Raw genomic sequence first — 26,930 nt, forward strand, 5'->3', positions numbered from 1 at the left:
CTGCTTATAAAAGCTCTCGAGGCATATTTAATAGAATTTTCTATTATAATATTCTCTCTTTAAATATGTTTTTTTAGTATCAGTTACTCTCCTGAAAAGAGTTACCCCACAATTAATTGGAAAAAATTTCCGATTATTGCAGAAAAATTTTTCAGGCTCTTTTTTTTCGAGAAATGCCATTATAGACAATAAAGTGATTTGATGTCCTATTATAAGTATATTCTGGTCAGTATATTCCTCCATAATAAGAATAAGCCAATCTCGTATTCTTTTAAAAGTATCTCTGGTACTCTCTCCTCCTGGATATTGATACTGATATGTTCCTTTATACTCACATAATCTCCTTTGTTCAGGATGAAGTGCGTAATAAATCTCTTTATCATTATAAAGAGTCTTAAGACCATGCTCCTTTTCTCGAATTCGATATTCGTTAATAGTTGGCACAAATTGAAGCTGTTCCCAACCTCGAATTAAACCAAAAAGTGTTTCCTGAGTCCTAAGATAGGGGGAAACGAAAATAACATCAGGAAGACAGAGCTCCTTAGAAAGATTTTTCCCCACAATTTCCGATGTTGGACTCTCTGAGTCCACCAAGGGAATATCCTTATCATTGATTTCTAAAGGAAATTTTTTAGCAACCTCTTTTGCTAAAAACTGAGTTTTATAACTCTCTGGATTTTTTCTGTATTTTTTTAAGAACTTCTTATAAAGAGGGTCTTTCTCCTTTTGCTTCCGAAGCTGATTATATACAGACACATCGTGTCTAATAAGAGTTATCGTTGCGGGTAAATTCATTTAGAAAACCTTCTCTTTTCTTCTCAAAGAACAATATCTTTAGGCTACTTCTTTTTTTATGTTAAATCAAGGATTAAATCTATTAAGACTCTAAAATCTTATACATTAAAAAGGAGAAAAGATATGTTCTATCTTCTCTCCTTTATTCTTTACACCGAGATTCTCTCCAAAATTTCAGGGTAAACCATACCCTGAATTTCTTCCCCATCTAAAACCTCAATGGGAAAATGTAAAAATTCATTCGGAACAACTTCAAATTCTTCTGTTCCGAAAGCTTCTATAAGAACCAAGTCTAGTTCTTTTATCCACTCAGAGTCCTGAATGGTGTTTTTAAAAGAAGGAGACTTCTTCGTTGGGGCTAATTGATAAGCCCAATATTCCTCTCCCCCTTTTTGCTTAGTAGAAAAGGATTTTTTTGCTATCATGCACAATAAACTACTGTACATGACTATTGTACCCGGCTGTAATTGCAGATGCATTTCTTTTTCCTCAACCTAGAGGATGAATGTTTTTTCTCGCAGAAAAAGCATTGCGGGAAAGCCTGCCAAAAATTCGGCACACGAAATTCAATACAAATATAAAATTTCCTGTGCTAAATTCTCGATATATTTTAAAACTTTTTATCTAAAAAAGCACAAATTCTAGAATTTGTCAACGACAATTCGAGTAATTTCAACAATTAATTATAAGTTGAATACTAAAAATATCTCGTAAAAAACGAAAAGGTCCCGTATAAACGGGGCCTTTAAAAAACGATTCTCAAAGAAAATAAATGCTTAACGTTTGCTCCATTGTGGTGCTCGTCGAGCTTTTTTAAGTCCTGGTTTCTTTCGTTCAACCTTACGAGCATTTCTCGTAATCATACCAGCAGATTTAAGTGTGGGTTTAAGACCAGCATCCATATTCACTAAAGCACGAGCCACTCCTAATCGAACAGCTTCTGCCTGACCTCGCATACCACCACCACGAACAACGCAAGTTACTCGAACCTTTCCCATAAATCCAGTAAATTCGAGAGGTCTCTTGGCTTGTTTTTTAAAATCAAGATTACTAAAATATTCTTCAAAATCAACTCCGTTGACGATAAGTGAAGATTCTTCATCCTTAACTTTTTCATCGTAAACTCTTACTTGAGCTACAGAAGTTTTTCGACGACCAATTCCAGGATAATATTTTTTCACTATTACCTTCTTTTCTTGATCATCTTTCGTAGTTTGTTGTGTCATTGTTGTTGTCATATACATTAAAACTCTTTATTCATGAGTAATGTGGATAGTATGAGCATGTTCTTCTCCAATATAGAGAAAAAGTCGATTCATACGATTCTGTTGAAGCTTATTTTTGGGAAGCATTCCTAAAACCGCTTTTTCAAAAATTCTTTTAGGATCACGGTCTTTTACTTCTTCATATCGAAGCGAAGTAAGTCCTCCAGGATATCCAGAATAATGATGGTACATTTTTTTTGTTTCTTTTCCTCCTGTTACTTGAATATTTTCCACATTAGTAACAACTACAAAATCTCCTCCATCAATATGTGGAGTGAATGAGGGGTGATGCTTTCCAATTAAAATCTGAGCGACTTTAGTTGCAAGACGACCAAGAACCTCGTCTTTAGCATCAAATAAATGATATTTCCGGGTGATTTGCTTCATACGTTCACAAAAAATCAATCAACAAATTCTACCACTGCCATCTTAGCGCTATCACTTTTTCTGGCAGGGAGTTTAGTTACACGAGTAAAACCACTAGTTCTTATTTCAAATCGTTTACGAAAATCATCATCAGCAAATTTTTCTACCGCCATCTTAGGAAGACGACTTGCCAAAAGACGCAATATAGCAACTTTTCTTTCCGGATCAGAAATTTTCTTAGCAATAGTAACCACACGATCAATTCGAGCCTTTATTTCTTTAGCTTTTGCCTCTGTCGTTACAATACGTTCACGCTGAATAAGACTTCCCATGAGAGTCTTTAAAAGTGCTCGCCTCTGCGAACGAACTCTTCCGAATTTTCTTCCTTGACTACGATGTTTCATAACTGTTTCTCAAATAATTCTTTTAGAACTATTTTTCTTCTTTAGGTGAAATCAATGATTGGAATTGTTCAACGAGTATTTCTACTGAGCGATCAAATGCCTCTTTGGGAGTCATCACACCGTCGGTTTCAATATCTAATCGAACTCTTTCATAATCCGTTCTCTTTCCGACGCGAACGTTATCGACCGTAAAATTTACACGCTTTACTGGAGTAAAAATAGCATCAATAGCAATAACTCCAATTTCTTTTTCAGGACGATCTTGCTGTTCTACAGGAACATAGCCAAGTCCTTTACGAACTTCTATTTCCATTTCGAACTGAGCTTTTTTGTCTGTAAGTGTAGCGATTACCTGGTCAGGATTCACTACCTTTATATCAGAGGTTACTTTTATATCACCGGCTGTAACAACCTTTTCACCTTTTACTTTAACAGAAACTTTTACACTTTCTTCTCCGAGTACTTGAAAACGAACTCGTTTCATATTGAGAAGAATTTGTATAATATCTTCACGAACATGTTCGATAGTCGAGAATTCATGTTGAACTCCTGAGATTTTTATAGAAACTGCTGCGGCCCCCTCAAGAGAAGAAAGAAGCACTCGTCGAAGAGCGTTTCCTAATGTTGATCCGTAGCCAGGATAACACCCGACTATTTCCACGGATCCGCGGAATTGATCATCTTCATGGTACTCTACTTTCTGAGGTGGGAGAATGGCGTATTTCATGGTAATGGCATTTTAGAAAATTACGCGAAAAAATTATATTTACTTAGAATAAAATTCAACAACTAATTGAGGATTGAAATCACCTTCAATATGATCACGAGTTGGCTGAGCAAGAACAATTCCTTCCCATTTCGATTCATCAAAAACCAACCATCCGGGTGTATCATTCTGACGAGTTTTTCGAGCTTCCTTCAAAAGAGTAAGGTATTTTTTCTCAACATTTTCTTTTCTTATAGCAATCGTATCACCTACTTTTATTCTACAAGAAGGAATATCTGTCTTTTTCCCATTAAGGAGAAAAAAACCATGACTAACAAGCTGACGAGCTTGTGCTCGAGAAGTAGAAAATCCGAGACGATATACAACATTATCAAAACGTTCTTCCAAACGCTGTAAAAGTAAATCACCAGTAATACCTTCTTTTCCTTGAACTTCAGCAAAATGTCTTCGAAACTGAGCCTCTAGAACACCATAAGCTCGTTTAATCTTTTGCTTCATTGCAAGTTGACGCCCAAATTCACTTGGAGCCTTTCCTCTCGCTTGTCCATGCATACCTGGAGCATATGGACGTCTTACCATTGCACATTTTGGAGTAAGACAACGATCTCCTTTCAAAAAGAGTTTCTCTCCTGCTCGTCGACACAATACACATTTGGAATTAAGTTCTCTCGCCATATACTCTAGGAATTCACGATTATATAATTCTCACACTTTTCAGGAAACACTATTTCTCATTATACTCGACGAGGTCGTCTAGGTCGACAACCATTGTGAGCTATTGGTGTAATATCTTTAATAGAAAGAATTTCGAATCCATTATTTGCCAAAGATCGTATAGCAGATTCTCGTCCACTCCCGACACCTTTCACAAAAACTTCTATTTCCTTCAACTGATGCTTTCGAACTTTTTCAGTCACATCTGCTACTACTTGGGTAGCTGCATAAGGCGTAGATTTCTTTGCCCCTTTAAAGCCCAAAAGCCCACTACTTGACCAAGAAAGAACACCCCCCTGAGCATCACTCAACATAACCATAGTATTATTGTATGTACATTGGATGTGAGCTTGTCCGCGTAAAACTTGACGCTTTCCTCTTTGCTTTTTGGAAAGAGGAGTTGTTGCAGAAACAGTATTCGAAACAGAATCAATAACGGATTCCTTCTCAACAGCTTTCACTTCTGAAACTTCTTCTTTCAAAGCTTCTTTTTCGCTCGTTTTATTCTTCTCTTCGGTCATAAAAACATATCAATTACAAAAATATATCGGGCACTTGGAATTTAAAATCTTTTATGTCTTTTCAGACGCTGATCTTCGACCACTACCCATTGTTCTTCGGACATTACCCCTAACTGTTCTTGTATTCGTCTTCGTTCTTTGTCCCCGAACAGGAAGCCCTTTTGAATGGCGCATACCTCGATATGATCCGATTTCTTTCAAACGACGAATATTCATCTTTATTTCATGACGCAAATCACCCTCTACACGATGTTGTTTTTCTACAACATCTCTAAGTCGATTCACATCCTCTTCTGAAACATCTTTCATTCTTGTGTCGGGATTTATACCAAGTTCAGCTAAAATTTTCTGACTTGTTGGAAGACCTATTCCATATACATAGGTAAGAGAAATTTCCACTCTCTTTTTATCCGGCAAAGTTACTCCAGCAATACGAGCCATATAGTTTATTAAGTAAGATTATCCTTTATTCTTTAAAATTCTTAACCTTGTCTTTGCTTATGCTTTGGAGTTATGCAAATAACATAAACACGTCCGCGTCTTCGAACAACTTTACAACGATCACATATTTTTTTCACAGATGCGCGAACCTTCATATATAATAATCATTACAATCGTCTAGTAATTCTTCCTTTAGAGAGGTCATATGGACTCAGTTCTATAAGAACTTTGTCACCTGGCAATAATCTAATGTAATGCACTCTCATTTTTCCTGAAATATGAGCGAGAACCTCATGATCATTTTCGAGTTTTACACGAAACGTCGTACTCGGTAATGTCTCTAAAACAGTACCTTCTAAGACGATAACGTCTTTTTTTTCTCCCATAGGGTGGTAAAAAATTGATTCTTCAATAACAAAAAATGAAACCGTGTGTGTTTCATCGAATTTTTTTCTCCGATGAATCTGAACTCGCTTTTTTTAAAAAAAATAGGCACTTCAGCGCATATATTCAAAGCGTATGTACACCTTAGACCGTACAAAAAGTTTTGTCAAGACCTACAGAGTTAACAGGAATAGGTAACACTTGGTATACTATGAGGTGACACCATTAACTATGAAAAAGAGTATTACCAATTTCGATAAGTTATATTCGAAAAAGAAAGTGTTTTATAACAATACAAAGATGGATAAAAAAAGAAAAAAGAGCATTATTAAAAAATTCAACAATGCTCTTTAGATAAAGATACTCTCCGTCTATAGATATAGACTTTAGATATAGACTTTGTCTATTATTTAATCTTATTCTCTTCCCTTAACTTTACGACTCCTAGATAACACGCTTCCTCGCAATCAGGGGCTCCACTATGCCAGCCCTGACGCTCTCGGACCTTACAGCCAGAGCCACCAAGGAAATAACAAAGTTTCCTCTGCAAAGATTTGAGCTTTGCTTTTTCATTTCCTCTCTTCTTCAATTTTTTTCTCCTTTTTTAAAGCTCTTTAACCCATTCAAAGAACTTATTCAATAAATACATTATTTTTACTATTTTGTCAATACTAATTTTACTTCTTGAGCACATTTCCTCCAAGAATATTTCATAGAAACTTTCTTGGCTCTCAATATGATTTCTTCTCGCAATACCTTATCTTCCAATATCTCATTTAATGCTAAAGAGATTTCTTCAGGTCGAAAGGGGTCTACATAGAGAGCACCTTCTCTTGCAATCTCTCCAAGAGATGAGGAAGATGATGTGATAACTGGAACACCACATTTCATTGCCTCTACTACCGGAAAACCAAAACCTTCGTACAAAGAAGGATAAAGAAATACAGTTGCTAAATTATAAAGTTTTTTCTTATCATCTTCACAAATAAAACCTATGCGTCGAATATCTTTTTTGTATGGACTATCCTCAATTTCTTTTAGCATCTCCTCTTCTCTCCATCCCGAAGAGCCTGCAAGAATAAGTTGTACGGGAATGTCTTTTTTTATTTTTACACGTGATCTTCTATATGCGGTATATCCCCGAACAATAGCTTTTATATTTTTCCTCGGTTCAAATGTCCCCATGTAAAGAATAAAACGATAAGGAAGTTTTAATTTATCCTTAAAAGTCAATAGATCCAAGTCATTTCGATTCATGATGCCATAGTTATTGGAAATTCCACTATGAATAACATCTATCTTTTCTTCTTTTATTCCATAAAAACGAATAATATCATTTTTCGTTGAGTGAGAAACCGCGATTAAATTATTGGCTCGGAAAAAGAGCTGTCGTGGATTTACAAAAATATGCCACAGTCTTCGTTTTAAAGAAAAGGTTTGAGGATAAATATCAAAAGAAACATCATGAACAGTCAAAACGAAACGGCATTTTGGTGAAACTGAAATAAATCCTAAATTTGGAGCAAAAAAAATATCTACCCCACCCATGAAAATATCTAAATACGGTCTTCGAAAATACCAAAGACAAAAATTAAGGATTTTATTGGGTATTTTTTTTCGACAAATGGTAACATTTTTATATTTTTCTACCCATGAAAAATCTGGGATATTTTGAAAAAAAGCATTAAAAAAAAGAACAAATGTGTGCTCGGGTGATGATTCCACGAGTCTTGTTATCACATTTCGAGCATATTCTTCAACTCCTGTACACCTTCCTCCAGTAAAACACCGCGCATCAATTCCGATTTTCATATTCTATGCTCTTATTATCATACGGCTATAAATCTCTTTTCTAGAAATACTGTCTTGAAAAAATCTAACTTTCAAAATGAGTTCGGATACCAACACCCCACAACCCAAAAACAATTCCCACAGCCAACGCTCCCAAAAGTACTCGAGTCCATGGTATATGATAAGGGTATGTTATCGGCTTTTCTACAACAACTCGAAACCATGTAATATTTTTTTTAGACTCGTCAATATTTAGATTTGCCGTTCTCTCATTAAGAACTTTCTCTAAAGAAGTTGCAAGATCTTGGGCTATCTTCTCTGTTGCGGTAGTATATCGAACTTCTATGTATTGAGAAGAAAGACGCTTTGCTGAAAAAATCTTTGGCAATTCATATTCCGCTGGCATAACAACACTTCTACCAATTCCAGAATAAATATCAGCAACAATACTTGGTGAAGCAAGCCAACGAACGAGCGTGTCAGCAAAACGCTCATCCGCTTGAAGCCTATAAAAGTCATCATAGTGATATTCTTCCGCCTGAGTTTCATTATGAACTCTACCCACATGAAGAGAAAGAACGGTTGTGTATCGAACTGGTTGCAAAAGAAGGAAAAGTACAACTATCCCCACTGTGGAAGCTACTATCAAAAAAAACATAAAATGATATTTTTTTAATTTAGCAATAAATTCTTTCAGTTCCATACAATATTCCTTTACTTTATAAAATTTCCATCTTTTTTCATTTGATCGAGTCGAACTGAAAGGATTTGTGAAACACCATCCTCCATAGTAACTCCATAAAGAACATCCGCTTTTTGCATAGTTTCTCGATTGTGAGTAATAACAATAAACTGAGTTCGCGACGAAAGAGTTCTTAATAAATTTCCAAAACGCTTTGAGTTCGTTTCATCCAAAGAAGCCTCAACTTCATCAAGAAAGACAAAGGGTGGTGGATTATAAGAAATAATTGCAAAAAGAAGAGCCAAAGAAACTAAAGATCTCTCTCCCCCAGAAAGAACGCCCAATTGATCTATTTTTTTCTTAGGAGGTTTTACAATGATATCGACACCCCACTTTGCATATTTTCTTTCATTTATCAAAACTTCATCATATTCATCATAGAATTTATCCTCTTCCTCTTCTTGATCTTCAGAGAATTCTTTTACCTTTTCCAAACTTGCCGTACCACCATCAAACATTAATGTAAAATATTTTCCAAATTCTTGATTTATTTTCTCAAAAGCTTCTGAAAAATCTTTCTCTATTCGAATATTCATTTCACGTATTACTTTTTCCAAAGAAATAACAGCTTGCTCAAGATCATTATGTTCACGAACAAGAAAAGAATATCGTTCATTAGTTTCTGAGTATTCCTGTGCAATCATAGGATCTATACCCCCTATCATAGCTAATTGAGATTTAAGTCTCTCTATAAAGCGAAATGTTTCATCATTCGCCTGTATATCTTCCCCAATTTCAAGAGCGAGCGATTTTGGATCTCGACCCAGTTCTGATTGAATTTCCCTTTCTAAATCTTCTTTTCTGATTTCACATCGAGTAAAAGCAATTTTTTTCTCGTTAAAAGATTTTCTTACTTGATAAAGATTCTCCCGAATATTAACTATTTCTTTTTCGAGGGAAAAATAAAGAGTACTTGCATTTTTCGTATCTGCCTCCAAAAGAAGAATTTCTTTTTCTTTTTTAAGAATTTCTTTTTCTTTTTTAAGAATTTCTCTAGAAAATTCTTGAACCTGTTCTTCTCCTTTTTGAATCTTTTCCTCAAAAAATTTCCTTTCTTTTTCTAAAATTTCTTTTTCTCTTCCAATTCGAACCGTTGATTGAGCACAATCTTCATAAAGAGAATCTATTTCTTCAAGAAAATTATCAAGAAACTTTTTTCTCTCTTCCAAAGAAACTTTTTTTTCTCTTCCAAAGATTATATTCATTTCTTGAAAAGATTTTTTGAGACTCAAAAGTCGCTTCCTCACAAAAGGAAGATCCACAGGAATGACATCAAAAATTCTCTGATGATTCTTTCTTTCTTTTTCAACATCGATCATTCCCTGACATTGAGATCTCTTTCTTTCAAATTCGGAAATTTCTCTTCTTAATAATGCGATCTTTTTTTGAAGTAAATTACTCTGAGAAGTTTCTTGCATTTTGTTTGAAACCGAACTTTGTTGAGAAATATATTTTTGTAATTTTTGTTCCAATACATTCTCCTCCTTTTCTAAAATTAAAAGTATAGATTGAAATTCTTCATATTCACAAGAAAATCTTTTCCACAAAACTCTATAATAGGATGATTGGATAATACGAAGTTGATCTTCAATTTCTCTTCTTTGTTCAGCACGTTTTGATTGACGTTTCAAAATACGCAATCTCGGTTCTATTTCTTCAATAAGCTTCCCTGTTATAAGAAGATTTTCTCTTGTTGTTATAAGTCTTTTTATCGAACGGTCCCGTTTTATTTGATAAGGTTTCACACCAGCAGCTTCTTCTAAAATACTTCTTCGCTCCATCGATGAAGCTGATAATATTGCATCAGACATCCCTTGGTTAAGAACGCATTGACTTTCTTTTCCAATACCGATAGAAGCAAAAAGGTCAATAACATCTAAAAGTCTAACTTGCGTTCCATTTATAAGATATTCTCCTTCTCCGCTTTTATAAATCTTTCTTGTTACCAAAACATCCTGATAATCAACATCCATCTTTTTGTCTGAATTATCAAAGACAAGAGTTACTGTTCCAGAGCTCATCATTGATCTCTTTTTCGAACCAGAGAAGATAACATCATGGGATTTTTTTGCACGAAGACTTTTTGTAGATTGTTCACCCATAACCCAGCGAAGAGCATCTACAATATTTGATTTTCCAGAACCATTCGGACCCACAATAGCTGTCACACCAATACGATCAGGATCTCGATCTTTTTGTAAAACACAAAAAAAGAGCTCTGTTTTAGTAGCAAAAGATTTAAAACCATTTAAAATTATTTTTTGTAAATACATATATCTGAGAGTGATCTTTTCATTTCAAACAAAAGTAACACATTCCGCACCTCTCCGACAATAATACTTCATTTCTTTAAAGCCATGACTTTTTCTCCAAAGCTAATCGAGCGGCATTTCGTTGCGCTTCTTGTTTTGAAGGGCCCGCCCCTTCAGCAATAAGTTCATTTCCGAGATAAGCACCCACGACAAAAACCCGATCATGATCCGGTCCATTGGAAGAAAGTTCTTTATACGTGGGAGTTATACCCACTATTTCTTGAGCTTTTTCTTGGAAATAACTTTTTGAATCTAAATAGAGCTTTTTTTCTAAAACTTCAGCCAAACGAGATATGATAAAACGTTCAACGAATTTTTTCGCCTCTTCATAACCCTTGTCTAAATAAATAGCTCCGATTATGGCTTCCACAGCATTAGCAAGAATGTATTGTCGCGCTCGACCAACATCCCTTGCTTCCCCTCTACTCATAAGAAGTTGGGGCTCTATATTAAGACTATTAGCAACACTTGATAACATTTCACCACAAACCAAAGCAGCTCTCCAAGAAGTCATTTCTCCTTCAGGATTCGGATAGGTATCATATAAATATCTCGTCACTACTAACTCTAAGACAGCATCCCCCAAAAATTCCAATCGTTCATTATGATCAAGCGCATACGAACGATTCTCGTTAAGGTATGATCGGTGAGTAACTGCTTGTTGATAAAGGTCAATATTATTTGGTTCTACACCAAAAGATTCAAAATAAACAAGTATATCTTTCTTTGTCATAACTAAAAAGTTTCTCAGCTCGCGCTTGATTTCCATGCGCCAACAGATAAACAAATGTTTTTCAAAAAAAATTGATTAAAAAACTTTTCTTTTATTCACTCTCTTCTTTTTGTAAAGGATCTTCCGATTTAATAGTAAAGATACCTTTTTTTTCAAGTCTTTCTCTGTTCTTTTGAGAATCATCGTCTTTCATAGGCTCTCCCATTTCTCGATATATTGTTCCCAAAACGCCATTTACAAAACGAAATGAACTATCCCCTCCAAATGTCTTAGCTAATTCTATAGATTCATTTATAGCAACTTTAGGTGGAACTTCTTCATAATTTCCAAATAGCAATTCATAAATACCCAAACGAAGAATCGCCCTATCAACAGCCGCAATCTTTTCAACTGGCCATTCAGGTGCGCATTTAGATATAAATACGTCGATTTGAGAAATATTTTCAATAACTCCAAAAACAATTCTTCCTGCAAGATCTGAATCTTCTACGCCAGGAGCGAATTGTTCAACATTTCGACTCAAAATGGATTTCATTTCACGATTCTTTCCTAGCAAAGCATAAAAATCCCATTCAAAGAGAGATTGCATTGCTAAGGATCGTTGGAGATGGCGATTTGCCATAAAATAAAGAACTTATACCACTAAATATTACAAAAAACAATTTATTCTTTGCTAGAAATAACTTGTCGTCCACGATAAGTTCCACATTCAACACATGCTCGATGAGGAACTGTTTTAGAACCACAACTCTTACAGGGAACAACGCTAGGGGTCTTAAGCACGCTATTATGGCTTCTTCTTCTATCACGTCTTGAACTCGTGTGTCGTCTTTTTGGTACTGACATAGATTCGCTTAAATTAACATTTCAAAGACATAATAACATACTTTTTCAAAAAAGCAATATCTCAAATATTCCTTACATTTCACGTAAGTCTCCCTCTTCTCGAACAAGCGCTAATGTCTTTGCCTTACCGAAAAGACGAGAATAAACCTTTTTTCGAAAATCACAAAATTCTTCAATACGAAGCCAATGACTCATTATTATATATGCTATAACCCCAATTGAACCAGCAAAAAAAAGACGTCCAAAAACTTCCCAAAAAGTATTAAGGTCAGTGATACTTCCCCAAAACAATTTCATAATCTGAACACATACTCCCGAAACAAAAACTGCTAAAAGCATAGGAAATATATTTAAAGATACGCCAGTTTTTTTATCCATCCAGCCACTCCCCACACGCCTTCTTAAAAAGAAAAAGAGGAGAAAGATTTGAACGATACTCGCAAATGAAAAAGCAATGGCCAAAGAATAAACACCCCATATTTTCCATGTTAAAAGAATGCCTATGATATTTATACATTGCGAAAAAAGAGCAACAAAGAAAGGCGTTTTTGTGTCCTCTAGAGAATAAAAAGCGCGTATAGTAAGAGGAAGAAGGCTTTGTGCGAATAAACTTATAGAAAGAAGGCCTAAAACTTGAAATGTTCTTGTTGTATCTTCCCAATTAAAAACTCCGGAACCAAGAACAACTCGAACTAATTCTGCTCGAAGTAAAATAAGGAAAACAGAAGCAGGAATAACAAAATATAATATTCGACGTGCAGTTCCTATGAAAATATGTCGAAAATTTTCCATATTTTCTTCATCAACAGATGCACTTAATTTTGGAAATGCAGCAACAGCAAAAGATACTCCAATAATAGCTAAAGGAATACTTTGAAAATTATTAGCAAAATTAAATACAGCAAGAGATCCCGATACCATTATTGAAGCAAATAAAGTAATTATCCAAAAATGTATTTGTGAAGATGCAATCGAAAAAATTTGAGGAAACATAAGAAGTAATATCTTTTTTATTTTTGGATTTTTCCATGGAAATGCATAAGGACATTGAAAACGATAGCCACTTCGAACAACGGATATTGCCTGTATAAAAAAATGAAGTATCGATCCCATTACAACACCCCAAGCAAGACCAGAAGACCCAAATTTTTCAGAAAAAAACAGAATACCAAAAATAATTCCAATATTATACAAAATTGGTGCTATCGCATAAGCAAGAAATGATCTCTTAGAAATGAGCACACCCCCAAAAACAGCACTCGCACCCAAAAATATTGGGCTAAGGAGCATTATTCTTGTCAGTTCTATCGTTGCTTCCAATTTTTGCCCCGAAAAACCAGGAGCTACCGCATAAACGAAAAAAGGCATGCAAAGAAAAGAAATTAAAGCAAAAAAAGTTATAGCCCCAACCAAAAGCAAAAGAAAATCGGATGTTAATTTCCATGCTTCTTCAAAATCATCTTTTGCATAAATTTTCGAAAAGACAGGTATAAAAGCAGCACTTAAAGCACCTAAAACAAGTATTCCGTAAAGAAAATCTGGGATTCGAAATGATGCATAATAAACATCAAGAACGTCTCCAGCTCCAAAAGTAGAAGCTAATAATCTATCTCGGATAAGCCCAAGAATTCGACTTAATATTCCGAATATAGCCAAAATCAAAGCAGCTCCGGCTACTGTAGATATCGGCCGAGAAAAATGAGAAAACCAATCTAAGAAAAAAATTCTATGAATCATTATTATTCTCCTATCCTAGGGATTTATTCAAAAACAGCTCCAAAAAACATATCCGTATCCCAATCAAAGGTTTTTCCTATAAGTTCCCCTTCTTTTGATTCTTCGATATTTTTATTTCTATATAAAATATCCCATTTTTCTGGATATTGCAAAGTATAGGAGTATTTTCTTCCCATATTTCCCGATTGTTTTTGTGCAAGTAAAGAAAAAGATTTAATCTTCTGAGAACTTTTTTCTTGAACTCGGAAAGGTAAAATATACGTATACGTAACAGTTACTTCTTCTTTTGGACTCACGTAAACCCAATTTCCAAAAACAGTCTTTCCAGATTCTTCAAAAATTTGAGTCCCTGAATCATCCCGTATCATAGTAGATTCAATGTGAGAAACGGTTTCATCTGAAGTAAAGCCTAGCGTTTTATAATCAAGTGGATTTCGGATTGCTTCTCGAGTATGTCCCGTAACAGAAATTAATTGAGATCCTTTTGGTACGTATACACGGAGATAATCAGCGTTAACACCATTATACCATTGATACTCCGTATCTCCTCCATTATGTTTTCGATGTATGGATACCGTGTTTTGAATAGATCCATCTTCCATAATCTTCGATTCATGTCGAACATCTTCTTCTATAACCTTATCTGTTTTAAAGCCATTAATATTTGAATGAATAATATTTAAATAATCATAATCCGTTTCTAAAATATCGCCAGACCAACCGGAAGATTCATAAAGAGTTTGGATCTTTTCGTTTCGTGAATACAAAAGAATATGTTTTTCACTCAAAGAATGAATCATTAAGGAAAGTATAGCAGAAACCCCCTCTTCACGTACATTCAAGAATAATTTTTCTATAAGAAGTGAAGAAAGCTCACCAAGGATTTTTTTTGGACGATTTTCTTTTGGATCATAACCTTCTTCAACTTCATATTGAATAAGGTCCATAAAATTTTCAGCATCAATAGTCACCTCATATTCTGGAATATCGATAGGGCCTGAAATTTGCAATAATCGCTCTAATACTTTTGGCGTAATAGCAATAACACCATCCACGGTTGGTCCCCCTCCTTTTTCATAGAAATACATTGCTTTTTCTGCTGAAAGAGGAAAATGTGGGAACCAATTGCTATCATGAAGACTCCATCCAGCGCTAATTTTTCTTATAGGTTCAGGAGGGATGGTATCTACTCGAAGCTGACCATCAGGATTAAAAACATCGTCCACAAAAAACTTTCGGATATGTCCCTTTTCAACATCAAGAAAACCGTAACTTCCTATAAAACCACCAGTAGCTCTCACTTCATGAGTATTCTGAAAAAGAAAGAGATATTTTCTAGGACCATTAGCCCCTACCATATCAGAAAATGCTTCCATATTCTCAACATAATGATCTGTTAAAGAAATAATCTCAGGAAGAGATGATTTGAGAAGAAGAAATAATTCTCGCTTTTCCTCTGGTAAATGATCTATCTGTATATTCTCAGTCTGTTTTTGAGCTTCAACAAGATATAAACGCGCCTCTGCAATATTTTTTGAAAATTCTTCCAAAAAAACAATAAATGTTGTGTCTTCTGGATTTTTTGATGTAATAGCATCTCCTGTTTCCAACAAAAGTCTCGCCGAAGCGCTCATACTTTTTCCTGCGTAAGACAAATTCATTGCAATTTCCAAGGCACTTTTTCCCGAAGATATTTTTGAAATAAAAGGTATAGACAAATAAGATCCCCCAAGAATACCAGCCCAATCATTAAATTGAGTAGAAAGATTTTCAAATTGTTTCCCCGCATCATTAAAATAATTTTCGGATGAAAGGAAATCGAGTTCTTTCATTTTTTCCACAGCAAACATAGCATCGTCCAAACCTTCTGTACTCACTCCCAAAACATACTGCTCTAAAGCGAGTCCTCTGAAAAGAAAAATGCCTGAAAATACAAAAATAAATACAACCGCTGAAGAAAGTGCAAAAGGTTTTATACTTAAGAAAGAAAAATTTTCTCTTTTTTTTATTCTCTTATTCTTATTTTTATAAAAAGATTGTATTGAGGATTTATTCAAAAAATACTTTCTTGCATTAAAAAAACCTAAAAATATACTCTCTTTCTTCTTTTCTTTAAGGGAAAGTTCTGGGGTTATTTTTTTAATAGGAAATGTTGCAAGTTCTTTCTTGTGTTCTTTCTCGGTTTTCTTGAAAAGTGAGAAAAGTGAACGTTTCTCTGGTTTAGGTAAAGAGATTGAGGGCGCTTTCCATGGAAGTGTTGTTTTATCTTCTTTTTTTAGCTCCTTCGATTGGATTACTTGTGAGAAAAGGGATACCTTTTTTAATTCTTTGGGAGGTGGAACAGGAATTCCTCCAAAAAAATATCCTGTTTCTCTTAAGCCCAGAGAAGGCTTCGAGGATCTACTTTTCAAAGAATTTTCCCCTTTCTTCAAAGCCCATTCTTTATTTATACTCTCAAATTCGGGTTTTTGAATTTTTATTTCTTCTGAAGAAAAAATATTTTTTTCAAGAATCTTCTTTTTTTTCAACAACGATACTTCTTTTCTTTCATGAGAAAAGATGCTATCTTTTTCTTCACTATAAAACACTTTATTCTTTATAGTTTTTTCTTCTTTTTTAAGATTATGAACAATCTTAATTTTGTGTTCATTTTTTTCAAGAGCCTTCTTTGAAATCACTCTATTCTCCTCTACTTTTTGCTCTTTAATCTGAAATAATTTCTCTATATCAGTATCCGCTCCAACTCGAATACCTTTAAAAATAATTTTTTTCTTATTTTCCTCTTCCTTATTTTCTTTAGAAATAATTATCTCGCGATTTATAACTTTCGTTTTTTCCAATTTTATTATTTCTTTTTCATTTGAGACCAATTCTTTTTTCAAGGAAATATCATTTTGAGAATAGAAAAAACCCCTCTTTTGAGTTTTTTTAGGGCCCATGCTATCGATATTCACTATTTTCTTTTTCTTTTCCACAAGACGTAATATTTCTTGTTCTTTTACTATTCTACTCTTTCGATGTTTGTGTGTACACCCGATGAATTATATGAATGAAACTCCTCCATTTATACTTTTTCACCTGCTCATATCCCCTACGAATACATCGATTTCGAACATCTTCATTATCTAAAACCATTCTCATTGCCCGCCCTAGAGAATTCTGATCCTTAACATCACAATACAAAGATGCTCTTCCTTGAATTTCCGGCATAGCACTTATTCGAGAACTTATCACAGGAATTCCTCTTGCCATTGCTTCCAAAGGAGGAAGGCCACATCCTTCATAAAGAGAAACAAACGTAAATGCTTTTGCCTCCCTATAAAGAACATCTAAAATATCATCACTTACTTCCCCCACAAATATAATAATTTTTTCTTCCATAGCTTCAGAAAAAAATTCCTGAAGACGTTTATAAAAAATATCTATTTTTCCCACAAGAACAAGACAAATATCATCTCTTTTTATTGAAAGAAATGCCTCTATAAGATTCGAAAGATTCTTATGTGGGTAAGCATTTCCTACATAAAGAAGATACGGTTTTAGTATACCACATTTTTTCAATATATCTGAATAGTCTGATGAATTTTTTAAATCTCTCTTTATAAGAGAAAAAAAGGGTTGATACGCTACAGTAATTTTTTCTTTTGGAAGAAACGGATAATGAGAAATAATATCTTTCTTTGAAAATTCCGACACCGTTAATATATGAGAAGCTCTTTTTAAGGAAGTACGTAAAATATATTTATATGCATAAAATTTAAATATATAAAAAAAGAAAAATAATGTTGAATTTTTTTGATGAGTGCTGTGTCGAAGAAGAATAAGATCATGAATTGTAACCACAAAAGTTCTTCGATAAAAAATAGGAACATTAAAATGTAAAAAATGAACCAGATCAAGTTTATATCTTCGAAGTATTTTCGGCATTAAAAATTGCTCTCGAAATCCATACCACGGAATATCGGCAAGAATTTTATGAAATCGATCATTTTTTGGTATATATTCAGAAAAATTTTGACTACGCAAGAAAATAAAATATTCATTCTCTCTGTCCTCTAATTCCAGATAATGAATAAGTTGTTGTGTGTATCGACCAAGACCTTTTCCAAGTTTTCCATAGAATCTCGCATCAATACCTATTCGCATAGAACAAAAAATAAGAGGTGATTCAATTTTTCTTGGGAAGAAGTGTTTCAATAGCTTTGTCCAGTTGTGGATCACGATCTTTTTGATAATCCTCTTCTGTCATGAGGACTTCTATTTCAGGTGAAATCCCTTCTTTATCTATATGTTCACCTGAAGGGGTTAGCCATTTAGCTATTGTTATTTTTGCAGCTGTTTTTTGAGGCAAAGGAACAAGTTCTTGCACGGAACCTTTTCCAAAACTTTTCTCTCCTATTAAGGTAACGTCTTCTCTATGATGTTTCAAAGCTCCTGCTAAAATTTCTGAAGCACTCGCACTCCCTCTATTAATAAGAATAACCATTGGCATTTTAGAAAGATATTCTGTCTCCGTTGTTTTTGTTGAACGTAATTCATTTCTTTTTCCACTTCCGTCTTCTTCAATAACAACAATTGATCCAGGATTGATCATCATACTTGCTATTTCAACCGCTGTAGAAAGATATCCTCCTGGATTATTACGAAGATCAATAACTAATGATTTCATATTTGCCATTCGAGCATTCCCTACAGCAACACGAAATTCTTGAAGTGTTTTTTCTCCAAACTGTCGAATTTCAATTAATGCTACATCATCACGCATTTCCAGAACAACACTCTCTACTTTTATAGTTTCACGAACTATACTCACATCAATCGTTTTTGACGCTCCTTCTCGAATAATAGTCAAAACGACTTCCGTTCCTTTTACTCCTCGTATCTTCGATACGGACTCCACAAGGCCCATATCTGTGATATCTTCTTTATTTACAGCAATAATAATATCTCCCGATCGAAGTCCCGCGCGATCAGCTGGAGACTCTTTTAGCGGGGCCACTACGGTCAATAATTCATTCTTTTTTTCTAATTCAGCACCAATTCCTTCAAACTCTCCTGATATACTTTGATCAAATTCTTTATTTTCTTCAGGATCGAAAAAAGTTGTATAAGGATCTCCTGTAGCATGGAACATTCCTTCTATAGCACCATAAATTATCTCTTGATTATTTATTTTTTTAGTATCCACAAATTTTTCCTTGAGAATATCCCATGATTTCCAAAATAAAGAAAAATCTGCGTCAAAATTCGAAGGGTTACAGGAAGAATTATCTCCAAAAGCAAAAGAAGATAAAGATGTTCCTAAACCACCTTCTTTTCCTTGTGTATATCCATAACGATATACACCGAAAAATGAAATAAAAAGAATAACCCAAAATAAAAAATATCGTAAAAAAAGAAATCTTTCTTTATTCTTTGGGGAGGTTTGCATTGTTTCTTGGGTATGATTTTCCACGGTATTTCCAAAAATATTTTAACGCACTATCTATATGTATCCATGTTAGTTTATTCCATAAAAGCGATCGAATCAACCCCCCATTTGCACTTCCCTTTCCGTGAAAATGATAAATTCTTGCTTTAGGGAAATAAATAACTTTTTTTCCAATCTCCCAGTATCTTCTACACAAATCAGTATCTTCAAAATACATAAAAAATCGAGAATCAAAACCTCCTATTTTTTTCACTTCCCTACGTCGAACCATCATTGCAGATCCCATTATCCAATCAGGTTCAGAAATTTCATCATTTCCGAATTCTTTCATTGTAAATTGTTCTAAATGTTTTTTGGCGAAAGCAAGCTTTCCCAAAAAAGTTCGTCGATAAAGAACCGTTATGGGACTATAAAAACGAAATCGCGTATTTTGAACAGATCCATCAAAATTTAAAACCTTTGGTGCAACCAATCCAACATCCGGATTCTTATCTAAATACATACCGAGATTTATAAGAGCCTCCTGATCTATAATAGAATCATAGTTAATAAAAAAAATGTAGTCTCCTCGAGCGTGTTTAAGTCCACAATTAGCAAGAGCTCCCATTCCAACATTTTTTTTATGAGGGAAAAAGTGAATATTTGGAAAATCTTCCCGCATCATCATTTCCGTATCTTCTTCAGTTTCAGAATCAGCCACAATAATTTCCGCCTCAAGACCTTTCGTTGCAGACATCGCATTTCGAACACACCGAGAAAGCATCTGGGCATTCTTATAACTATTGATAGCAACAGTATATTTCATATTATAAAACTCTCATTTTTGTATTATTTTTGAGAACTTTTTTCTTTATCTACAGCGCCATCTTCTTTAGGAAGAAATGATTGAAACATTTCACGAATACGGTCATAGGAGTCCCCTCGAGGAAGAAGAATATATCCAGCGTCTCCTGTATTTTCAGGAGCATAAAGAAGACCTTCTTCAGAATTTTCTAAAACTTTTTGAGGTATATCTTGTTTATCTTGAAAAGATTGAACGAACTCAAAAAACTTCTTCATTTCCCACAATTGAAGATCCGTTCTAAGATTATTTCCAAGAGCATCGAGTATTGCATTTACTTTATCTATATCAGTAACCAGGCCCAAAGAAAAAGCTTTCTCTTTTAATAGCTTAATAACTTCTTGTTGGCGTCTTGCTCGATCGAAATCGCTAGAAGTAACTCGTGAACGAACATAGCATAAAGCCTGCTCTCCATTTAAAGTATTCTTTCCTGCTGGAACTCTAAAAATACCTCCGCATTCCTCTTCTGCGTTATAACACAAAGGATACCTAGCACTTATTTTTCCAGTTTTTTTACTTATTTTTTCTTGATAATTCCCAGAAGGAACAGTGAAGACATTTGCATCACAAACACGTTCTTCATGAAACTGTAATGGTTCAATAAATTCATTTTCTAAAACAATTTCTATACCACCAAGAGCATCGATAAGTTCTTCAAAAGCTTTAAAATCAATACGAATAGCATAATGTATTTCTTGACCAAGAATATCAGAAAGGACAGTTTTCATATATTGCAAACCTTCTCCTTCACCTTTCTCTTCTCCTAATGTATGTATAGCATTTATTTTTACTCTATTCGTTGTTTCAGGAACAGCCACCTGAAGATCTCGAGGTATACTCACCAAAGAAACTGACCCTGTTTTATTGATACTTACTATCATTATAGTATCCGAAAGAAGTCCACCCCCCTCAACTCCCAAACCACGCATACCAAGAAGGACAATATTTGTTCGACCTTCTTCGGTAGATTTAAGCTCATCAGAAACGCCAGGCAATGATCGAAAGAGACTATTCATAACTCCAGCATTAGGAGCTATTTTTATAATTGTTTTTCCAAACCAAAAAAAGATCACCAACAAAAGAAGAAAAAATACAGCTATTACACTAATGATTATTTTCTTTTTCTTAGAAAATTTTTCTTTCTTTTGATCGGTATTATTTTGCAATTTCTTTGTTCTTGTTAAAATCATAAAAAAATATTTATATAAAAATCACTCTTACATTTTATGGTATACTTCCGCAAGCATTTGAGCTGATTTCTTCCAATTAAAAAGCTTTTTTCTCTCAGAACCTTTTTCCCGAAGAGACTGAGAAAAATGCTTGTCTATGATGACACGATAAAGAGATTCCGTCAATATTTCTTTTTTAAAGGGAACAAACAAGGCAGCATTTTCAGCCACTTCTCTATAAGGAGGGATATCAGAAACTACAAGAGGAATATTTCGAGCCATTGCTTCAAGAAGAGGTAATCCGAAGCCCTCATAGAGAGAAACACTCACAATAGTATCAGAAAGATCCATAATAATTTTAAGATCCTCCTCTGGGATATATCCCAGGAAGAGAACGCTTTTTTGAAGCTTATATTTTATAATGGTCTCCTCGATAGATGTGTCGAAATGATACGACTTTTTTGATCCTGTAAACACCAATGCCACATCTGGAATTTTTTTTAAAAGTTGAGAAAATGCTACCAAAAGAAATGGTATATTTTTTCGAGGCTGAAGAGTTCCTATGTGGAAAATAAATTTTTTCGGTAATATATATTTCTTTTTTACTTCTTCTTTCTGAAAATTAGTAGAAATATCTTGTCCATATACGTCCTCTACAGCATTAGGAATAACAAATATTTTTTCAGATTTTATTCGATAATAATGTATCAATTCTTCTTTTGTAAATTCTGAAACAGCAATAATCGCCGAAGAACGTTCAATACTTTTTGGAATAAGTGTTTGAAGAAAAAATCTATCTTTGTAAGAAAGATATTCGGGGTATCGTGCAAAAGAAATATCATGAATATGCGTTATCATCTTTGTCTTTTTTGGTATCCCCCATGGAAGAATATATTGAGTATGATAAATATCTAGATCTAATTTTCTTGCAGCATTTTGAGCAGAAAAAGCATTCCATAAAAATTTATTTCCATTTCCACATTGATACAAAGAAGTATCTCTAAAAGCTTTTACTCCTAAACGATTTTCTAAGATTTTTATTTCTTCTTCTGTTCGATCATCCAAAAGAAATCGAAAAGAGTCTTCTTCGCTTACCAGAGGAAGATATTTTGCTAAATGAAAAAATACTGTTTCATCACCAGTTCTATTCTTTCCTACATTTCGGATATCTAATCCAATTTTCATACTAATGTAAAATTTTAATTTACTTTCTTTCTGGGATCATCGGATTGAGAAGACTTTTCATACAAAAGAGGCACTACCAAACCCAACCACATCCAAAGCATACCCAAAAATTCTGCAGAATTAAAGAAGTTAAATATTCCCACTACACAAAAAGTAGAAAAAATTCCGTATCCAATAATTCTCGTTGATCGTTTTCTCGAAAAAATACTTTGAAAAATACTCCGCACTATATCACCAAAAATAAAAAATAAACCTATTACACCCAATAATCCTGATCCTATAGCAATATTTAAGAAGATATTACTTGCATTAAGTATTTCTCCTCTCCCGTCATATCCAAAAAGAAATTCCATCGAACCCCAACCCACACCAAAAAAACCGTATTCACGAAGAGCTTGAAAAGACTTCATCCATACGTTTTTTCGTTCAGAGACATTTGGATCATTTCTAAAAACGCGAGTAACGAATTTTCCTAGAGACTCTTCTTTTTCTCTTTCTTCTAAATTAATGTGATAACAACCCATTTTACTTAATTCTTCCAAAGAATATGTTAAATTTTCTGAAAAAATCATTTCTTTCTGACATGAAATAGTTATTTCTTGAAGGCCAGAAATGCTTGATTGAAAACGATTTTGAAGTTCGAAATGAGTAAGGGGAATTATACGTACATAAAGGATTGCCACAAGAAAAAAAAGGAGGAGAAAGCCTATTTTCTGCATACTTTTCATCCCGTATTCCAAAAATGAAAAAATAAATAGAATTATCAAGCCAAAGGAGGAAGCTAGCCAAGCGCTTCGCGAAACGCTAATAATAAGTGCAACACAAACAAATAACAAAGCAATTCCTATAATTATAAAAAATAATTTTTTTTGATACTTTTCTCGAAAAAAAAGAAAGGTGTGCACAAGTAAAATCAATGCTAATGCCATTCCCAATCCAAACCAATCTGGTTCAGAAAAGAATCCATTAGGACGTCCTGGCATACTTTCGGATGGAAATGTCCAATGCTGAAGAAATGCTATATTTTGAAATATTCCCCAACAGGCCAACAAGAAAAAATCAAAAATAATCCAAGGAAAAAGAGAGAAAACATCTTTCTTCGTACGAAAATTCCAACGAATTATTCCATACATAAAAAGAAAAGAAAGCATAATAATACTGAGTCGAAAACTTTCTTGAAAAAACGGAGAAAAAAAAGAAGAAAGTAAGCTTCCTATCCCCAAAAGGAGAACTCCCCCATCAATAAATCTAAAATGAAACGGTATTGTATTTATTTTCTTACATTTTAAATGAGGAAATAAATTTTGAAATTTCAATTGTATATTTTTTCGTTCAAAAATGAAAAAACGAATACATGAAGAAAAAAATAAAGACAATGCAAAAAATTGATAAGGACGCAAAGAAAATGATACGGATTCAGGAAGAAAATTTATTATTTCAAAAACACTCGACACTACAAAAATTGAAAGTGCTTGTTTAAAAAAGAATAAAGAAAATAGGAAAAAAATAAAGAAAAAAAGAACACTCAACCAAAAAGGAAAAGATATCTCAAGAAAAGAGATTCCTCCAAGAAAAAGGCCTATTCCTAGTGTAAGAAAAATAGAAAGTATTTTTCCTGTTTTCAAAAAAAATATCATATTTCACAAATATACTTAGACACTAGACCTTCACATTCGCAAATAATATATCAACAAAGCGTTCCCAAGAAAAAAGTTGGGATCTCAAAATTCCCCGCCGACGTAATTCTTTTCGAAGATTCTCATCTTTCATTATTTCTCGCATTGCATCGGCGATACCATTAATACTTCCATCGCAATATCGAGCAGCGTCCCCCGCAACCTCACCAAGAGAGGTTTTTTTGGTAGTAATAACAGGTGTTCCTGCATACATAGCCTCTAAGACCGGCATTCCAAATCCCTCATACAAAGAAGGAAAAATGAAACACATTGATTCACTATAAAGTGCGCTTATATCATTTTGAGGTACATTTCCAAGGATTTTTACACGATCTCTTAAGCCTAATTCTCGAACAAGAGTTTCCACATCTACAATGAGTGGTGCTAAATGAGGAAGAAGAGTTCCGGATAAGACAAGATGAGGAATGCTTCTTCGATCACCATCATCATCTGCTAATAATTTATATGCTCGAATAACCGATTCGACATTTTTTCGGACCTCGAAACCTCCAGAATAGAAAAAATATTGCTTTGGGAGTGCGTAATGATTTCTCACAAGAGAAGCCTTTTCTTTTGTTACCGGCTCAGAGAATAAAGGGTTTACAGCGATCAATGCTAAAGAAATTTTATCCGGAGCTATATTTAATTTTTGGATAAGATCTTTTTCTGTATGCTTCGAAACTGACAGAATACGATCAGATTTTTTGATACCAGATTTTACACTTTTCCACGAAAAACGCTTTCTCATATTATTCGTATATCCATCCACAACCTCTGGAATAATGTCATGCACCACCATAGCATGAGAAATCCGAGAAAAAGAAGAAAATGTCGTTGCACTTTGATATAAACTTATAAAAGCATCCAGAGTGTCTTTTTTTGCTTGTTTAGGAATGGCCCATTTTTCAAAAAGCCATTTTCTTATAAGATCATCTCTCTTATACACTACCTCAGGGACTCTTTTTAGAAAACTTTTTGAAACACCTGTAGCTTCATCTTTTTCCAAATAAAGAAAAAAAGAAACGTCCTTTGCGTCAACTCTTTTATTATGGGCAAAAATATAGAAATCTCTTTTTGAAATTTCACGCAAAACATTCACCGTTACCTGACCTATTCCAGTATACGGCTTACGAAGAAATGAAGCATTGATTCCTATTCTATACATATTTTTAGTATACTCCATTTCCGTCTACATCACAACGAAAATATCTAAAGAATATTACCAATTAACTGAAAATATAATATCAGGAGAATTCCAGTCACCCTCAAAACCCTCTCCTTTAGAATCAGCTCCATCATAACCCACAGAATAAAGTATTTTTCTTTCTTTATTGTATTTTAAATCATTTCCATCAAAAGGATCTTTGGAAATTTCGGGCAAATATTGAGGAACTAATTCCTTTAATGTTTCAGGATAGTAACCCTTTTGATGATAGAAATATTTTAAAGCCAAAGTTATTTCAGAAGCTCCTACAAAAACATCTTCCTCACATCGTTTTTCCATAAGATCAAAAGGATCTATTCCGTAGGTATAAACAAGTTTTTTTCCAATACTATTTTCTTCAAAATATAACTGTATTTGTTCTGCTGGTGATTTTGATTTGTCAAAAAAATTAGATTCTACACAAAGAGCATCAACTTCGCGTATAAAAATTCTTGTATTCTGAGCGAAAATGTTTCTCGTTTTATTCGGTTTAAAATGATAGGTATTTTTTAATTTTTCAGAAAAATCTTCTTGATATTCAGCTTCTTTTTGAAAAATTGACGAGATCATTCCTGGATTTCCCTCAGAAAGCGTGGCTATCGCCAAAGCTTGCCCATGATATTCTGATTTAAAAGCTGAAATAATTGCTATTTCATTACGAGAATAACGATGTATCTCTTCGAGATATTGTTCCCATTCAATATCCACAGGTCCAGCGAGAATAAATATTTTTCGAGCAGCATTCATACCCACTTCCTTCATTGCACGTGCGGATAAATATTCTATCGTCGTACATTGAGACTCTTCAATCAATTGAGCAATACGAATTGATTTCATTGTTTCTTCTATAGCCTCGTCATATTTCTTTTCTTGCATAAGCACAAAAGCACGAAGTGTTTGTAATTGAGCTACATATTCCCACGCTACTGCTAGAGAAGAAAAATCAAAATCTTCCATAGTGATACTATCTGGATTGAAAAATCGAGGATTTTGATATTTTAATTTTTCAGAAGCTTGTGAAAAAAGATTTAGAGCATGTTCGTATTTAATTGATAATTCTTTAATAAAAGACTCCTCGACTACAGCACCTTTGATCATTTTTTTAATAACATCTTTTTCTTCGGTTGTAAGTGAAAAAGATTCTTCTAATTCAAGAAGTTGATAATAAGCATTTTCTTCTTTTGAAATTTCAATTTTTCGCCAACGAACATCTGAATCATCTACCAATTCATCATCGTGAGAAAATTTCTCAATCAAAAAAGGTCGAAAAAAAACAAAAAAAATACCCAAAAACAAAAAGAGGATAATAAAAAATAATATAATATTGTTCTTTTTTTTTCCCTTTTTAAGATTTTTTGGTTTTGATGGAAATATCTCCAAAGGAATATCGATAACATCATCGAATCCAGGAGTCTCTTTTTTCTCTCCAAAATTTTTCATACATTTCTTTCTGAAATTTTTCCTTTCTCGGTATTCTCTCAATATTTTCAAATATTCATTCAATCACAAAGAAATACTCTTCGGTAACAAAGTTTTACAAAAGTTTTTCAAAATACAAAAAATAGTAACTGAAAATATCCTATTGTTTATCTCTAACCTTTCTAAGAACCTATCTAAAGTCTTTGATTTTAAAATATAGTTCTATT

27 protein-coding genes are annotated in these 26,930 nt (G+C 33.8%); all 27 read right to left on the bottom strand.

Annotated features, from left to right (window positions below; translation table 11 throughout):
- Positions 1–27 precede the first annotated feature (27 nt).
- On the bottom strand, positions 28–795 hold the full coding sequence (locus IPN70_00520; protein QQS61407.1) for a histidine phosphatase family protein: 768 nt from the start codon (positions 793–795) through the stop codon (positions 28–30).
- A 149-nt stretch (positions 796–944) separates the two neighbouring features.
- Complete coding sequence (locus IPN70_00525; GenBank protein QQS61408.1) at positions 945–1,274, bottom strand: hypothetical protein; 330 nt, start codon at positions 1,272–1,274, stop codon at positions 945–947.
- 297 nt (positions 1,275–1,571) lie between these two features.
- On the bottom strand, positions 1,572–2,033 hold the full coding sequence (gene rpsI, locus IPN70_00530) for a 30S ribosomal protein S9 (GenBank protein ID QQS61409.1): 462 nt from the start codon (positions 2,031–2,033) through the stop codon (positions 1,572–1,574).
- A 15-nt stretch (positions 2,034–2,048) separates the two neighbouring features.
- A complete protein-coding gene (rplM, locus tag IPN70_00535; GenBank protein ID QQS61410.1) occupies positions 2,049–2,447 on the bottom strand; it encodes a 50S ribosomal protein L13 in 399 nt (132 codons plus the stop codon).
- Between the two features lie 14 nt (positions 2,448–2,461).
- Positions 2,462–2,830 (bottom strand): 50S ribosomal protein L17, encoded by a 369-nt coding sequence (gene rplQ, locus IPN70_00540; GenBank protein QQS61411.1) that lies wholly within the window; start codon positions 2,828–2,830, stop codon positions 2,462–2,464.
- A 28-nt stretch (positions 2,831–2,858) separates the two neighbouring features.
- The gene (rpoA, locus tag IPN70_00545) at positions 2,859–3,557 is read right to left on the bottom strand and encodes a DNA-directed RNA polymerase subunit alpha (protein ID QQS61412.1); all 699 of its coding nucleotides are present in this window, start codon (positions 3,555–3,557) and stop codon (positions 2,859–2,861) included.
- A 39-nt stretch (positions 3,558–3,596) separates the two neighbouring features.
- Entirely contained in the window at positions 3,597–4,232 is a 636-nt protein-coding gene (gene rpsD, locus IPN70_00550) for a 30S ribosomal protein S4 (GenBank protein ID QQS61413.1), read from the bottom strand.
- 59 nt (positions 4,233–4,291) lie between these two features.
- Positions 4,292–4,792, bottom strand: coding sequence for a 30S ribosomal protein S11 (rpsK, locus tag IPN70_00555; GenBank protein QQS61414.1), 501 nt, complete (start codon positions 4,790–4,792; stop codon positions 4,292–4,294).
- A gap of 51 nt (positions 4,793–4,843) precedes the next feature.
- Positions 4,844–5,233 carry a 30S ribosomal protein S13 gene (rpsM, locus tag IPN70_00560; GenBank protein ID QQS61415.1) on the bottom strand — a complete coding sequence of 130 codons (390 nt, stop codon included), beginning with the start codon at positions 5,231–5,233 and terminating at the stop codon, positions 4,844–4,846.
- Between the two features lie 41 nt (positions 5,234–5,274).
- Positions 5,275–5,388, bottom strand: coding sequence for a 50S ribosomal protein L36 (gene rpmJ / locus IPN70_00565; protein ID QQS61416.1), 114 nt, complete (start codon positions 5,386–5,388; stop codon positions 5,275–5,277).
- 12 nt (positions 5,389–5,400) lie between these two features.
- Positions 5,401–5,619: a translation initiation factor IF-1 gene (gene infA / locus IPN70_00570; protein QQS61417.1), complete on the bottom strand. Its 219-nt coding sequence runs from the start codon at positions 5,617–5,619 to the stop codon at positions 5,401–5,403.
- A gap of 655 nt (positions 5,620–6,274) precedes the next feature.
- On the bottom strand, positions 6,275–7,429 hold the full coding sequence (locus IPN70_00575; GenBank protein QQS61418.1) for a glycosyltransferase family 4 protein: 1,155 nt from the start codon (positions 7,427–7,429) through the stop codon (positions 6,275–6,277).
- A 64-nt stretch (positions 7,430–7,493) separates the two neighbouring features.
- The gene (locus IPN70_00580; protein ID QQS61419.1) at positions 7,494–8,111 is read right to left on the bottom strand and encodes a hypothetical protein; all 618 of its coding nucleotides are present in this window, start codon (positions 8,109–8,111) and stop codon (positions 7,494–7,496) included.
- Between the two features lie 11 nt (positions 8,112–8,122).
- Positions 8,123–10,423, bottom strand: a complete 2,301-nt coding sequence (locus IPN70_00585; GenBank protein QQS61420.1) for an AAA family ATPase — start codon at positions 10,421–10,423, stop codon at positions 8,123–8,125.
- Positions 10,424–10,499: 76 nt separating this feature from the next.
- On the bottom strand, positions 10,500–11,195 hold the full coding sequence (gene rnc / locus IPN70_00590; protein QQS61421.1) for a ribonuclease III: 696 nt from the start codon (positions 11,193–11,195) through the stop codon (positions 10,500–10,502).
- A 91-nt stretch (positions 11,196–11,286) separates the two neighbouring features.
- A complete protein-coding gene (gene nusB / locus IPN70_00595; GenBank protein QQS61422.1) occupies positions 11,287–11,817 on the bottom strand; it encodes a transcription antitermination factor NusB in 531 nt (176 codons plus the stop codon).
- Positions 11,818–11,858: 41 nt separating this feature from the next.
- Complete coding sequence (gene rpmF / locus IPN70_00600) at positions 11,859–12,041, bottom strand: 50S ribosomal protein L32 (GenBank protein ID QQS61423.1); 183 nt, start codon at positions 12,039–12,041, stop codon at positions 11,859–11,861.
- 72 nt (positions 12,042–12,113) lie between these two features.
- Positions 12,114–13,778: a murein biosynthesis integral membrane protein MurJ gene (gene murJ / locus IPN70_00605; GenBank protein ID QQS61424.1), complete on the bottom strand. Its 1,665-nt coding sequence runs from the start codon at positions 13,776–13,778 to the stop codon at positions 12,114–12,116.
- A gap of 23 nt (positions 13,779–13,801) precedes the next feature.
- Positions 13,802–16,753, bottom strand: coding sequence for a DUF4012 domain-containing protein (locus IPN70_00610; protein ID QQS61425.1), 2,952 nt, complete (start codon positions 16,751–16,753; stop codon positions 13,802–13,804).
- A 31-nt stretch (positions 16,754–16,784) separates the two neighbouring features.
- Complete coding sequence (locus IPN70_00615; protein ID QQS61426.1) at positions 16,785–17,924, bottom strand: glycosyltransferase family 4 protein; 1,140 nt, start codon at positions 17,922–17,924, stop codon at positions 16,785–16,787.
- Between the two features lie 22 nt (positions 17,925–17,946).
- Positions 17,947–19,233 carry a S41 family peptidase gene (locus IPN70_00620; GenBank protein ID QQS61427.1) on the bottom strand — a complete coding sequence of 429 codons (1,287 nt, stop codon included), beginning with the start codon at positions 19,231–19,233 and terminating at the stop codon, positions 17,947–17,949.
- On the bottom strand, positions 19,187–20,014 hold the full coding sequence (locus IPN70_00625; GenBank protein QQS61428.1) for a glycosyltransferase family 2 protein: 828 nt from the start codon (positions 20,012–20,014) through the stop codon (positions 19,187–19,189). The genes IPN70_00620 and IPN70_00625 overlap by 47 nt, the downstream gene beginning before the upstream one ends.
- Positions 20,015–20,037: 23 nt before the next feature.
- Positions 20,038–21,240 (bottom strand): LCP family protein, encoded by a 1,203-nt coding sequence (locus IPN70_00630; GenBank protein QQS61429.1) that lies wholly within the window; start codon positions 21,238–21,240, stop codon positions 20,038–20,040.
- Between the two features lie 27 nt (positions 21,241–21,267).
- Positions 21,268–22,404, bottom strand: a complete 1,137-nt coding sequence (locus tag IPN70_00635) for a glycosyltransferase family 4 protein (GenBank protein QQS61430.1) — start codon at positions 22,402–22,404, stop codon at positions 21,268–21,270.
- Between the two features lie 14 nt (positions 22,405–22,418).
- Positions 22,419–24,041, bottom strand: a complete 1,623-nt coding sequence (locus IPN70_00640; protein QQS61431.1) for an O-antigen ligase family protein — start codon at positions 24,039–24,041, stop codon at positions 22,419–22,421.
- A 22-nt stretch (positions 24,042–24,063) separates the two neighbouring features.
- Positions 24,064–25,245: a glycosyltransferase family 4 protein gene (locus IPN70_00645; protein ID QQS61432.1), complete on the bottom strand. Its 1,182-nt coding sequence runs from the start codon at positions 25,243–25,245 to the stop codon at positions 24,064–24,066.
- Between the two features lie 54 nt (positions 25,246–25,299).
- Positions 25,300–26,724, bottom strand: a complete 1,425-nt coding sequence (locus IPN70_00650; GenBank protein ID QQS61433.1) for a hypothetical protein — start codon at positions 26,722–26,724, stop codon at positions 25,300–25,302.
- Positions 26,725–26,930 lie beyond the last annotated feature (206 nt).

The sequence above is a fragment of the Candidatus Moraniibacteriota bacterium genome, from assembly GCA_016699795.1.
GTDB lineage: Bacteria > Patescibacteriota > Minisyncoccia > Moranbacterales.

Excerpts from the sequence above, each read along its gene's own strand:
- IPN70_00520 (QQS61407.1), bottom strand. The coding sequence starts at position 795 with ATGAATTTACCCGCAACGATAACTCTTATTAGACACGATGTGTCTGTA.
- IPN70_00525 (QQS61408.1), bottom strand. The coding sequence starts at position 1,274 with ATGCATCTGCAATTACAGCCGGGTACAATAGTCATGTACAGTAGTTTA.
- rpsI (QQS61409.1), bottom strand. The coding sequence starts at position 2,033 with ATGACAACAACAATGACACAACAAACTACGAAAGATGATCAAGAAAAG.
- rplM (QQS61410.1), bottom strand. The coding sequence starts at position 2,447 with ATGAAGCAAATCACCCGGAAATATCATTTATTTGATGCTAAAGACGAG.
- rplQ (QQS61411.1), bottom strand. The coding sequence starts at position 2,830 with ATGAAACATCGTAGTCAAGGAAGAAAATTCGGAAGAGTTCGTTCGCAG.
- rpoA (QQS61412.1), bottom strand. The coding sequence starts at position 3,557 with ATGAAATACGCCATTCTCCCACCTCAGAAAGTAGAGTACCATGAAGAT.
- rpsD (QQS61413.1), bottom strand. The coding sequence starts at position 4,232 with ATGGCGAGAGAACTTAATTCCAAATGTGTATTGTGTCGACGAGCAGGA.
- rpsK (QQS61414.1), bottom strand. The coding sequence starts at position 4,792 with ATGACCGAAGAGAAGAATAAAACGAGCGAAAAAGAAGCTTTGAAAGAA.
- rpsM (QQS61415.1), bottom strand. The coding sequence starts at position 5,233 with ATGGCTCGTATTGCTGGAGTAACTTTGCCGGATAAAAAGAGAGTGGAA.
- rpmJ (QQS61416.1), bottom strand. The coding sequence starts at position 5,388 with ATGAAGGTTCGCGCATCTGTGAAAAAAATATGTGATCGTTGTAAAGTT.
- infA (QQS61417.1), bottom strand. The coding sequence starts at position 5,619 with ATGGGAGAAAAAAAAGACGTTATCGTCTTAGAAGGTACTGTTTTAGAG.
- IPN70_00575 (QQS61418.1), bottom strand. The coding sequence starts at position 7,429 with ATGAAAATCGGAATTGATGCGCGGTGTTTTACTGGAGGAAGGTGTACA.
- IPN70_00580 (QQS61419.1), bottom strand. The coding sequence starts at position 8,111 with ATGGAACTGAAAGAATTTATTGCTAAATTAAAAAAATATCATTTTATG.
- IPN70_00585 (QQS61420.1), bottom strand. The coding sequence starts at position 10,423 with ATGTATTTACAAAAAATAATTTTAAATGGTTTTAAATCTTTTGCTACT.
- rnc (QQS61421.1), bottom strand. The coding sequence starts at position 11,195 with ATGACAAAGAAAGATATACTTGTTTATTTTGAATCTTTTGGTGTAGAA.
- nusB (QQS61422.1), bottom strand. The coding sequence starts at position 11,817 with ATGGCAAATCGCCATCTCCAACGATCCTTAGCAATGCAATCTCTCTTT.
- rpmF (QQS61423.1), bottom strand. The coding sequence starts at position 12,041 with ATGTCAGTACCAAAAAGACGACACACGAGTTCAAGACGTGATAGAAGA.
- murJ (QQS61424.1), bottom strand. The coding sequence starts at position 13,778 with ATGATTCATAGAATTTTTTTCTTAGATTGGTTTTCTCATTTTTCTCGG.
- IPN70_00615 (QQS61426.1), bottom strand. The coding sequence starts at position 17,924 with ATGCGAATAGGTATTGATGCGAGATTCTATGGAAAACTTGGAAAAGGT.
- IPN70_00625 (QQS61428.1), bottom strand. The coding sequence starts at position 20,014 with ATGAAATATACTGTTGCTATCAATAGTTATAAGAATGCCCAGATGCTT.
- IPN70_00630 (QQS61429.1), bottom strand. The coding sequence starts at position 21,240 with ATGATTTTAACAAGAACAAAGAAATTGCAAAATAATACCGATCAAAAG.
- IPN70_00635 (QQS61430.1), bottom strand. The coding sequence starts at position 22,404 with ATGAAAATTGGATTAGATATCCGAAATGTAGGAAAGAATAGAACTGGT.
- IPN70_00640 (QQS61431.1), bottom strand. The coding sequence starts at position 24,041 with ATGATATTTTTTTTGAAAACAGGAAAAATACTTTCTATTTTTCTTACA.
- IPN70_00645 (QQS61432.1), bottom strand. The coding sequence starts at position 25,245 with ATGTATAGAATAGGAATCAATGCTTCATTTCTTCGTAAGCCGTATACT.
- IPN70_00650 (QQS61433.1), bottom strand. The coding sequence starts at position 26,724 with ATGAAAAATTTTGGAGAGAAAAAAGAGACTCCTGGATTCGATGATGTT.